This window comes from Agriterribacter sp. (assembly GCF_035444585.1).
In the GTDB taxonomy this organism is placed as follows: domain Bacteria; phylum Bacteroidota; class Bacteroidia; order Chitinophagales; family Chitinophagaceae; genus Agriterribacter.
The window spans coordinates 1-9,824 of sequence record NZ_DAOMOZ010000185.1 but is presented as its reverse complement, the minus strand read 5'-3'; the positions used below and the strand labels follow the sequence as shown (position 1 = coordinate 9,824).

Below are 9,824 nucleotides of genomic sequence, written 5' to 3'. Positions count from 1 at the left end.
TAAAAAAGCAATATAAATTAATATATTGCTCTAAGCTGTGCCCGGAACAGGAATCCTTTTGTCCTGGGTTTCAATATGTTATAGGCTTTGTTTGTCAAATGCTTGTCATAAAAAATGAAATTCTATATCTTAATTTCTCTCTTATGACTTTCTACCAACTGACGTAAAGTTAAAGTATTAAAATTATCTATCAAACTACTAAAACATTTCATCTTTAATTAGGGTGGCAATTTCTGAATTTTTGCTGGACAGCAATTCTTTAGTCAAAGTCCCAAGCGGTTTAAATCAAATGACTTGATAGCCGCAGAAGAAAAAGTAGATAAACTCGTTTGGCATCTTCTTTTTTGGGTTTGGTTAAACCAAAATGTGTATTAGTCGCTGTGCCCTTCCTACTTAACCGAATACCCTCAGTTCTTTATGGCTTCCATATACAATTGGCTACCACTGCAACATGGAGATAATCATATATCCCTGCTTCTGTTGTTGGTACGCCTCCCCGCATTACCCACTCCGCATACACAACAACGGCGGGACGGCGGAACACCTGCAGCGGCAAAAAAAGTTATTAATTTATTTTGGCTCTATACCAAAAACAATAGCTCAATTATTGTAAAATAAGTAATGCCCAGGCAACAGGTCGGCTCTCTCACACCACCAACGCTACAGACCTGCGCCAGTATCAGGTCTGGCTATACACACAACCCAATGCTACAAGACCTGCACCAGTAGGGGGGCCATGCATAATTAACGTCTTCCTAATAAAACTAAGGGTACCCATGGGAGAAGTAAACAAGCTAAAACTACAATCCCCTTTAATTTTCGGGTTCTTGGTGATTCATCTTTCCAGCGTCTCTTATAATAATTGAATTTATCCTTATACTTATAATAATTATATATTATTAAAGCAATAAGAACGCAGACTGCTACGTACCCTATCACGTTGGCATTTTGAGTAGAAACAATTTGCTCCTTAGAATTAAAAAATCTTTCTACCAGAAATAGTAAATCAAAAAGGACTAAACATTGTATCATACTTACTCCTATCACTGCAGTAATTCCATTTCTCCCATCCCATTTAAAATAAAATTGTAACAACCTATAATATATATAATCAAAAAAGAAATTTTGCATTTAAACCCGAGTTTATCTTTTATCAATCGCATTTCCAATTCTGTCTGTAATCGTTGTGCCTGTCATAATTCCGTAGGTTAAATCAGCTAACCCATATGTCCATCCAAATGGAGTAAAAGTTGTTGCTAATCCTATAGCGACTTTTACTGCATCTCCAGCTGTAAAGCCATTTGCATCTCTAGCACTTTCAATCGCTGTAAAAACAGCACCTCCGATACCTACTACTTTACCGGTAACACTAGCAATTTTCGATGCACGTAAAGATTCAGCTTTTTCGGCCCATGAACCTGCATTTTTTGCTTGGTTTTTTAAGCCTGCTTTACTAACGTCTAATTCTAGTCCTATACCGCCTGCAATAGAAGATGGACTCATGAGATCGCTTTCTGGTTGAGCCGTTACACCTCCTTGGGCTTCAGGTTCAGCATTAGAAGGATCTGATTGTGTAGTGGTAAGGTTTCCGGTTCCGTATTCTAATTTCGTCGCGGTTCCATCTGAATTTAATTGAAAAGCGCCCTTATTGTCCACATCATCTTTAACATGTCCATTCTGAACCACACCTGTTTTCCCAATGTATTCAGCATTCCTAACATTTTCATTCCCGGCATTAGCTGTTTTCCATTCATTGTACGATGCTTCATCAGTAATGGAAGACACCCATGCTACCTGATTGTCTCCATGCTTGTCCTTAAATTTTATCCAATCATCCGGTGCCATCCCGTCCGGATCAATAAACCGTAAGGGATTATCAAACGCATAGTTATAAGGAGAGTGTCTCCGCATTTGATCCGCCAACGGATCCACCACATGCCATCTCCCTATTTGCGGGTCATACATCCTTGCTCCAAAGTCTAACCATTCTAATCCACTTCCATCACTAAACTCTTTTCTCTGCTCTTCCTTGCCATTGTATTTGTATTTATTCTCAGGGCTTCCGAACGCTAATGCTTTGGAGCTTATCCCCGCCATCGTCAGTCCGAATGGATAATAATGTGTCTCCTCAAGGATAGGCCCCCTCGTATGCGTTACCTGCAAATTATCAAAGAACACGTCCATCGGGCTTTCGTTGGACAGGTATACGTAAAGATAACCATTTGCATTCATAATTATTCCACCTTGTGCCATAGGTGAGGTAGCCGGCACATCCGCATTCATGTTCACCTGCCGGGTACCGCTGCTGGAGTTTACCATTCTGAACTGCTCATCAAATAATATCCAGTTTAAATACGCTTTGGGCTTGCCGCTGCTGAGGTTAGGGTCATCGTCTTTTAAATTGTTGATGGCACCATAGGCCCCACTTGTAAAACTGCTGGCATTGCGCTGGGCAATGGTATACTTGCCTGTTGGGTCAAGGCTTGCAGAACTGCCGCCAAAAGCGGAGATCAATGCTGTTATCATATCGGCAGCAACGCTGTTGTTGCTGTTGTTTTGCCCCACGCTCCTGTAATAGGCATACACGGCAAGATCAATTTTATCGGTAGCCATTACTTTGATCAGCGCATTTGGGCCAATCCTCCTTGCCGGGTTACAAAGACATCGCATCCGCTATGTATGTAAGCAGGTTCACTATTGATGATTACCGCAGTTCCCTGTTCAGCAAATTTAAGTTGAACAGCAGGATGGAACTGGTCCTATTTGCACTCAAATATAAGCTCGTGGAAATTGAATAGTCCTAAAGTATAAAAACGATCAGGATCAAACCTTCTTTGCCATCCTTAAAAAGCGGTTACACAAAAACATGCTGGAGCAGGAGAGTCCCACGATGAACCCGATCCAAATGCCCACAGCGCCCATTTTTCCATTAAAAGCCAGCAAATATCCCGCAGGAATGCCCACAACCCAGTACGCTACGCCGATGAGCACCGTAGGCACTTTAACGTCTTTAATGCCGCGCAACAATCCCGCCGCAATGGCCTGTGTGGCGTCCGATATCTGGAATACCGCTGCATAGATCAGCAGCAACGCCGCCATTTGAATAACATTTTCATTTTCATTAAATGCAACAGGTAAGAGATTGCGGAATGCAATAAAGATAATGGCGCAGCATACGCCGTACAGCAAAGCAGTGATCAGCGTGCTTTTTCCAATGGCAATTATTTTCAGCCTGTTGAATCCCCCATAGGCATTGCTTACTCTTATGGAGCTTCCCTGCGCGAGTCCCATGGATACCATAAAAGTAAATGAAGCGCAGCTTAATGCTATCTGGTGCGCCGCCTGCGATGTGGCGCCAATGGTTCCGATGATGATACCCGAAATGGCAAAAGCGCCTCCTTCCATCCCCACCTGCAAACTGCTGGGCACGCCGATATGCAACAAATCTTTGATCGTTCGTAAACGGATCTTCCACTGGTTTTTTCTTACCATGATATAACGGCGAAAAAGCGGGTGCCACAAAATAACAGCGCCCAGTGTAAGGAACATCAGCGAACGGGTGATGAGTGTGCCCCAGCCGGCGCCCGGCAATTCGAGCCGGGGAAAGCCCCAGTTGCCGAAGATCAGCAGCCAGTTGATGAATATATTTACAGGTAATGCAACAAGTGAAATGATCATGGCAGTGCGTGTTCTCTCCAGTCCGTCGGTAAATTGCTTGAGCGACATAAAAAGCAGCATGGGAATAACACTCCAGCCCATCAGCTCCAGAAAGGGAACGGCCAGTGCGGCTACTTCGGGGTCCTGTTTCAAATGAAAGAGGATGTTCTTACCCAGCACAAGGCACAGGGAAATAAGTACTGCCGTTGCAGCGCACAGCCAGAACCCGTTATAAAAATAATGCGATACTTTTTGCCCGTCTTTGCGTCCATGCGACATGGATACCAGTTGCGAAACGGAAATGGTCATACCAATGCCAATTACAAAAGGAATGTTCAGAACGGCCAGTACCAGTGCGCCCGCCGCCAGTTGCTTGTATCCCAAAGCGCCTACCATAGCCGTATCAATGATGTGCAGCGCCATCTGGGCTAACTCACCCAGTATAATGGGAAATGATAAACGCAGGGTGCTTCTGGCCTCCCCCCATAATGATAAGTGCATACCGCTTAAAGTAATGGCAGCAAAGATGGAATATTTTAAAATACAATGCAGTTTGAATTTACGGCATACCTCCTGCCGTTATAATGCTTCGCCATTCATCTGAACATCACTGCTGATGTGCCGCAACAAAATCATTGTCCGGTATGCGGGCTGAAAATATGGTTTGTGTGGGCAATGCAAATTTTATTTTTTCTTTTTCAAACCTGTCCAAAATGGCAAAGCATATTTCCTGGTGGGTATTCATGCGTAAAACATAATCCGGGGAATTAACATAATAAACGATTTCGTAGTCGAGGCTAAATTCACCAAACGACTGGAAATGGGCCCTGTCGAACGATGCGTTTTCCTGGCTGCTGATGATCTCATTTATCATTGACGGAATTTGCCTGACCTTTTCAACGGGGGTGTGGTATCCCACGCGGAGATTGAATACAACTCTTCTTCTTTCGAGTCTTTTATAATTGTTGATCACTGTTTTTACCAATTCCGAGTTGGGCATTACCAGTTGCTGCCCGTCGAGACTCCTGACATGCGTGGTTTTGATGCCTATTTTTTCCACAACTCCCAGGTACTCGTTGGCCAGGATAAAGTCGCCCACTTCAAAGGGCTTATCAAAAAAGATGACAAAATAACTAAAAAGGTCTCCCAGTATATTCTGCGCGGCCAATGCTATGGCTATTCCCCCGATACCAAATCCTGCAATAATGGTGGTGATGTCGTACCCTAGGTTATCTATGAGCGCAATCAGACCAAATGCCCATATAATACCTTTTACTACCATCAAAATCCCCGAAAGTTGTTTGATACGCTCCGGTGCTTCTTTTTTTCTTTCCATGCGCAGCAAAATGGCACCATGAATAGCAAAGTTGATGAACCTTATCACAAAATAAGTGGTGATCACCATAATGGCTACTTCCAATATACGCGCCAGTTTGGGCTGAAGTGTAAGCTGAGTAATGATACCGTAATTAACCAGCAGGTAAATGCACGGAACAACAAATTTCTCTATCCCTTTAATTAAAAGATCATCAAAAATATTATCGGTGCGCTGGGATCTTTTCTTTAAAAAATGAATAACCATGCCTTTGATGACTTTCAGTATAAGCCAGGCTACTATTATACCTCCGGCGGCAATTAAATAGGCGGTAACAGTATTTCCCCAATATATTTTTTGTAATAAATCATTCATAGCATAACCACTTTAATACGATCGGCTAAAAAAATAAAAAGCTCAAATTTACTACATTACAACGGTATAAGCATGTTAAAAGCAAACTGGGAGAAATATGCAAATAACCCAATAGTGGGCAACAACACTTCGGGCGGCATTTTAGTGAACGAAGGCAAAAGCTACAGGCTTTATACCACGCATCCTGCTGTGCAGGTTTTTTTCCCTGCTAAAAGAAACCGGTAATATCATGAATGAACATGACCATTACCGGCAATATAAAATGTAAAAATAATTTTAAACGGAGAGCACACTGTTGGTGCCGCCATAAATATTAGGTTCCACTCCGTCGGCTTCAGGATCATTGATCCATTCTGTTTCGTTTATCCTGTATTTAAATTCGTGCCTTGAGTCTTTAGGCAGGTTAACATCGGCGCTGAAAGTGCCATCTTTTTTCCTGCTCATTATAACTGCATTTTCCCAGTCGCTGTTCAATCCCAGTATTTCAACAGTTTCGGCGTTTTCGGGCTTAAAAGCGAATTTTACTTTGCAATAATCTTTGGTCTTAAAATAGGTTTTCTGTACCATGTGCTCTTTTTTAATTGTTGATTTATAAATACTACAAAAATGGCAGCAAAGCAAGTCGCGCAAAGGTAAACACCTTTTCTCTCCCTTAATACAAAGAAGTGTAAAAAGTAACCTGCAAGTCAGAAATGATTTTTCCACATATGTAGGTATAAGCCTGTTCTGTTAAAGGAAGTACCTTCAATTTTATTTATAATAATTAACACAATATGCTTATAACCAACATTATCTGTTTTTTATAATTATAATTCAGATCACTTGTATTGCTCAGGGAGAGAAAGCCGGGGCTATGATTATTTGTCCAACTTTTCATATAGCATTTGTTTAACATTTCAATAAAGATATAGAAATCAATCCATTAGCATTTATACTTATGCCTTTGGGCAGGCGCGTTGCGGATATGTTGAAATAAATGCTTTACACAGGCGTTAATCAGGATTGTTGAACGGTCAAAAACGGGGAGCATTTTTCCCGGAATTCAATAAAAAACCTGCATCAATCTTTAATTCTTCTTTTATGAAACAAAACATGCATTACCTCCGGTTGTTTTCACTGGCTTTGCTGCTCGGCTTTACAGCTTGTAAAAAAGACAATTCTCCCGCCACAGAGAAAGATGATCCCGAAATTACGGTGCATGCCGATGATGAGGCCTTTTTCTCCGCGGAAACCGATGCAGTATTTTCTGATGCCAATGCAGTGCTGGAGTCCGGACCGGCCAGCCCTCGCCATCAGGACAATATCATTTGTGATGCTTCCATAGCAGTTAATCTGTTGAGCAACCCTCAAACGATTACCGTAACCTTTAACGGCGAAGCATGTTTGGGAAGCCGTACCCGGGAAGGCGTTATTGTATTTTCGGCTCCCCCGGGCACACAATGGAAAAATGCCGGTGCATCTTTTAAAGTTGAATACCAGGATTTTAAAGTAACCCGAAAGAGGGATAAAAAGAGCATTACCATTAATGGTGAACAAACTTTTACCAATGTGAGTGGGGGATTACTGGCAAATTTGTCATCGCTGGAATCCATAACCCATACGGTTTCCAGCTCCGGTATAAATGTAGCATTTGATAATGGCGCACAAAGGAACTGGCAAACCGCACAAAAGCGGGTATTCACCTACGATAATGGTGCAGTGGCTTCTGTTTATGGCACCCACGCCGAAAATGATGATACCGGGGTAGCCGTATGGGGAACCAATCGTTTTGGTACTTCATTTACCAGCTCTGTAACCGACCCGTTGGTCATTCGCCAGGACTGCAGCTTCAGGTTAACCGGTGGCAAAATTAAACACAAAGTGGGTACAGCTACGGCTACGGCAACATTCGGACTGGATGCAGAGGGAAAGCCGGCTTCCTGCCCTTCGGGAAATTATTATTATGAACTGGTGTGGACAGGTGCCAACGGGAACAGCCTCACTGCGATGGTGGCTTATTAAAGAATAAGGAGCTTGACAATATTATAATAAATGGACAGTATCGCCTGGAGGCGATAAGAGAGTAGTGCGGGGCGAAGGACGCCCCGCATAGCTTTTCCGCGTATAGCTTTTTACGGTCGCCGGCAGCTCTTCGGATTTCGGACCTTATTGCCTTCGGATTTCTTGTGATGGCGGGGCTCAAACCATCTGTATATTTTTGGTCTCCTGTGATTTATTTCCAGTGATCTGTTTTGGGGCTTTTCCGCACTACCTTTGCTGAAAATAAAACCAGGGTATGTTGCACACCGCTTTACTTGAACATTTACAACAAAGATTTACTGATTTTTTTTCTTCCCCAACTTCCATACATCAATATAAGTCCGTTTATGGCGGTGATATCAACAGGTGCTTTGTGCTTGAAACAAATAAAGGCAACTTTTTCATTAAGGTAAACGCCTCCATATTCGGGTTGGATATGTTTGAAAAGGAGGCCGGGGGATTGGTGCAACTGGCAGATACAGGTACCGTTAAAGTGCCCCGCCCGCTGTTTGATGGAAAGTTTAACCAGCAGATCTTCCTGGTGATAGAATATATACAACCCGGGCAGGCTGCTGAACATTTTTGGGAGGACTTCGGCGAAAGCCTTTCCCGGCTTCATCATAAAAGTGAAGACATGTTCGGGCTGGGCTACAATAACTATATCGGTAAGCTGGTGCAGCCCAACCATCAGCGCAAAAGCTGGGCTGATTTTTATGCAACAGAGAGGATATTACCGCTTGCACGCAAAGCACACCAAAAAGGAATGCTTGAAGAAGGACATCTGGCTGCTGCTGAACAGATCTGCAATAAGCTGCATAACATTTTTCCGGAAGAGAAGTCCTCGCTGCTGCACGGAGATCTGTGGAGTGGAAACTTTATTACCGGTGCTGATGGACATGCAGCAATTTTTGATCCTGCCGTATATTTTGGGAACCGGGAAATGGACATCGCCATGAGCCTGCTTTTTGGCGGGTTTGACCCGGTTTTTCATGAAGCGTACGAACATCATTTTCCGCTGCAGTCCGGCTGGCGGCAACGTGTGGCGCTATGCCAGCTCTATCCGCTGCTGGTGCATTTATTGTTGTTTGGCGGAAGCTACAGGGAAAGGGTGGTTGAAACGATCGGGCAATATAAATAGGAGGGTGTCAGCAATCAGCCCCGGGCTATGAGCCATGAGCCGGCAATCGGCTGTCAGTGTCTCACACCTTACACCCCATGCCTTCTACCTCACACCTTACTTTACATCAAACCATACTTTTTCTTTGTTATCCCAGTTGCCATTATAGTTTATGGTCAGTTCCTCACCGGCATCAATTGCCGTTACGGATTTGATGAGCATGATACGGTCATCATAGTCCATAAAATATTCGCAGTTCGACCGGTAAGCATGATTGTATATGGCAATATAGCCCAGCGCCATACAACATTGATCCTTATTTTTTCCCCATACAAAAATATAATCGTGCAATGGTGTTTGATCCAGCAGCTTCCTGTCTTCGCCGGTCATTACAATTACGGGCGACACTTCTAGGATTGTTCCCGCTGCTATTTTTTTGCGTGTAAAAACGCCCCGTCCTTTATCTTTGGTGTTGTCTATATACAGGTATTCAGAAAGCATATCATGCAAAAATAGATATTGGTTTTACAATGCCATGCGGGGATGATCTTCAAAGCTATTTCTAATTTTGCAGTATCAAAATAAAAATTATGCCCTTCGACGAGGAAACGATATCATTACAGGATCAGTTCGATGAAGCCATTGCTTCAAACGATAAATTAATCATGCGGGATTTTCTGAACAATCAGAACATCAGCGATGTAGCGCAACTGATCAGCGACAACGAAGAATATGAAACGCAGATCATTTCCATCCTGTCGCCTCACAGGGCGGTAAGTACTTTTAAAATACTGGATGTACCCGAACAGAAAAGGATCATTAAGTCATTGCCTCCGCTCAAAACCGCCGAATTGCTCAATGAGTTGCCGGCGGACGACCGTACTGCTTTCCTGGAAGAGATGCCTACCGGTGCGGTAAGAGAGCTTATTAAGCTGCTTGATCCGGAAGAAAGAAAAATAACACTGGCGCTGCTTGGATACCCCGAAGGGTCGGTGGGTCGTTTGATGATACCGGATTATATAGCTGTGCATGAAGACTGGACAGTAAAAGAAGTGCTGGATGAAATACGCGCGGAAGGAAAACATATAGAAACGATTGATGTAATTTATGTTATCAACGAAAGGGGCGCTTTTGTAGATGATATTCGCATACGGGAGATCATACTGGCAAACCCTGATACCATTGTTTCGGATATAATAGATAAACGTTTCATTGCGCTGAATGTGCATGATACCCAGGAAGAAGCCAATAATGTATTTAAAATGAACAACAGGGTAGCCCTTCCCGTTGTAGATGATAACAATATATTGCTGGGTATTGTAACCATTGATGATGTGCTTT

The 9,824-nt window shown here is 43.0% G+C and carries 11 protein-coding genes; 5 read left to right on the top strand and 6 right to left on the bottom strand.

What is annotated here, in order from left to right:
• Positions 1-415: 415 nt before the first annotated feature.
• Both PLH26_RS16815 and PLH26_RS16810 read right to left on the bottom strand, forming a co-directional pair.
• The gene (locus tag PLH26_RS16815) at positions 416-556 is read right to left on the bottom strand and encodes a hypothetical protein (RefSeq protein WP_324587191.1); all 141 of its coding nucleotides are present in this window, start codon (positions 554-556) and stop codon (positions 416-418) included.
• Positions 557-1,143: 587 nt separating this feature from the next.
• Positions 1,144-2,613, bottom strand: coding sequence for an RHS repeat-associated core domain-containing protein (locus PLH26_RS16810; protein ID WP_324587190.1), 1,470 nt, complete (start codon positions 2,611-2,613; stop codon positions 1,144-1,146).
• 17 nt (positions 2,614-2,630) lie between these two features.
• On the opposite strand from PLH26_RS16810, the gene PLH26_RS21835 reads away from it, so the two are divergent.
• Entirely contained in the window at positions 2,631-2,798 is a 168-nt protein-coding gene (locus PLH26_RS21835; protein WP_502876405.1) for a LuxR C-terminal-related transcriptional regulator, read from the top strand.
• 25 nt (positions 2,799-2,823) lie between these two features.
• Here the strand turns inward: PLH26_RS21835 and PLH26_RS16805 are convergent, their stop codons facing one another.
• Together PLH26_RS16805 and PLH26_RS16800 are read right to left on the bottom strand one after the other, a co-directional pair.
• Positions 2,824-4,158 carry an MATE family efflux transporter gene (locus PLH26_RS16805; protein ID WP_324587189.1) on the bottom strand — a complete coding sequence of 445 codons (1,335 nt, stop codon included), beginning with the start codon at positions 4,156-4,158 and terminating at the stop codon, positions 2,824-2,826.
• Between the two features lie 106 nt (positions 4,159-4,264).
• A complete protein-coding gene (locus PLH26_RS16800) occupies positions 4,265-5,347 on the bottom strand; it encodes a mechanosensitive ion channel family protein (RefSeq protein WP_324587188.1) in 1,083 nt (360 codons plus the stop codon).
• 72 nt (positions 5,348-5,419) lie between these two features.
• Between PLH26_RS16800 and PLH26_RS16795 the strand changes: the two genes are divergently transcribed.
• Positions 5,420-5,572: a hypothetical protein gene (locus tag PLH26_RS16795; RefSeq protein WP_324587187.1), complete on the top strand. Its 153-nt coding sequence runs from the start codon at positions 5,420-5,422 to the stop codon at positions 5,570-5,572.
• A 51-nt stretch (positions 5,573-5,623) separates the two neighbouring features.
• Here the strand turns inward: PLH26_RS16795 and PLH26_RS16790 are convergent, their stop codons facing one another.
• Positions 5,624-5,914 (bottom strand): isoamylase early set domain-containing protein, encoded by a 291-nt coding sequence (locus PLH26_RS16790; protein ID WP_324587186.1) that lies wholly within the window; start codon positions 5,912-5,914, stop codon positions 5,624-5,626.
• Positions 5,915-6,427: 513 nt separating this feature from the next.
• On the opposite strand from PLH26_RS16790, the gene PLH26_RS16785 reads away from it, so the two are divergent.
• Both PLH26_RS16785 and PLH26_RS16780 read left to right on the top strand, forming a co-directional pair.
• Entirely contained in the window at positions 6,428-7,348 is a 921-nt protein-coding gene (locus tag PLH26_RS16785; protein WP_324587185.1) for a hypothetical protein, read from the top strand.
• 274 nt (positions 7,349-7,622) lie between these two features.
• Complete coding sequence (locus PLH26_RS16780) at positions 7,623-8,504, top strand: fructosamine kinase family protein (protein ID WP_324587184.1); 882 nt, start codon at positions 7,623-7,625, stop codon at positions 8,502-8,504.
• A 96-nt stretch (positions 8,505-8,600) separates the two neighbouring features.
• On the opposite strand, the gene PLH26_RS16775 is transcribed toward PLH26_RS16780, so the two are convergent.
• Positions 8,601-8,984, bottom strand: a complete 384-nt coding sequence (locus PLH26_RS16775) for an SET domain-containing protein-lysine N-methyltransferase (RefSeq protein WP_324587192.1) — start codon at positions 8,982-8,984, stop codon at positions 8,601-8,603.
• 89 nt (positions 8,985-9,073) lie between these two features.
• Between PLH26_RS16775 and PLH26_RS16770 the strand changes: the two genes are divergently transcribed.
• Positions 9,074-9,824 (top strand): magnesium transporter (locus PLH26_RS16770; RefSeq protein ID WP_324587183.1); only part of this gene is annotated, 751 nt, incomplete at its 3' end.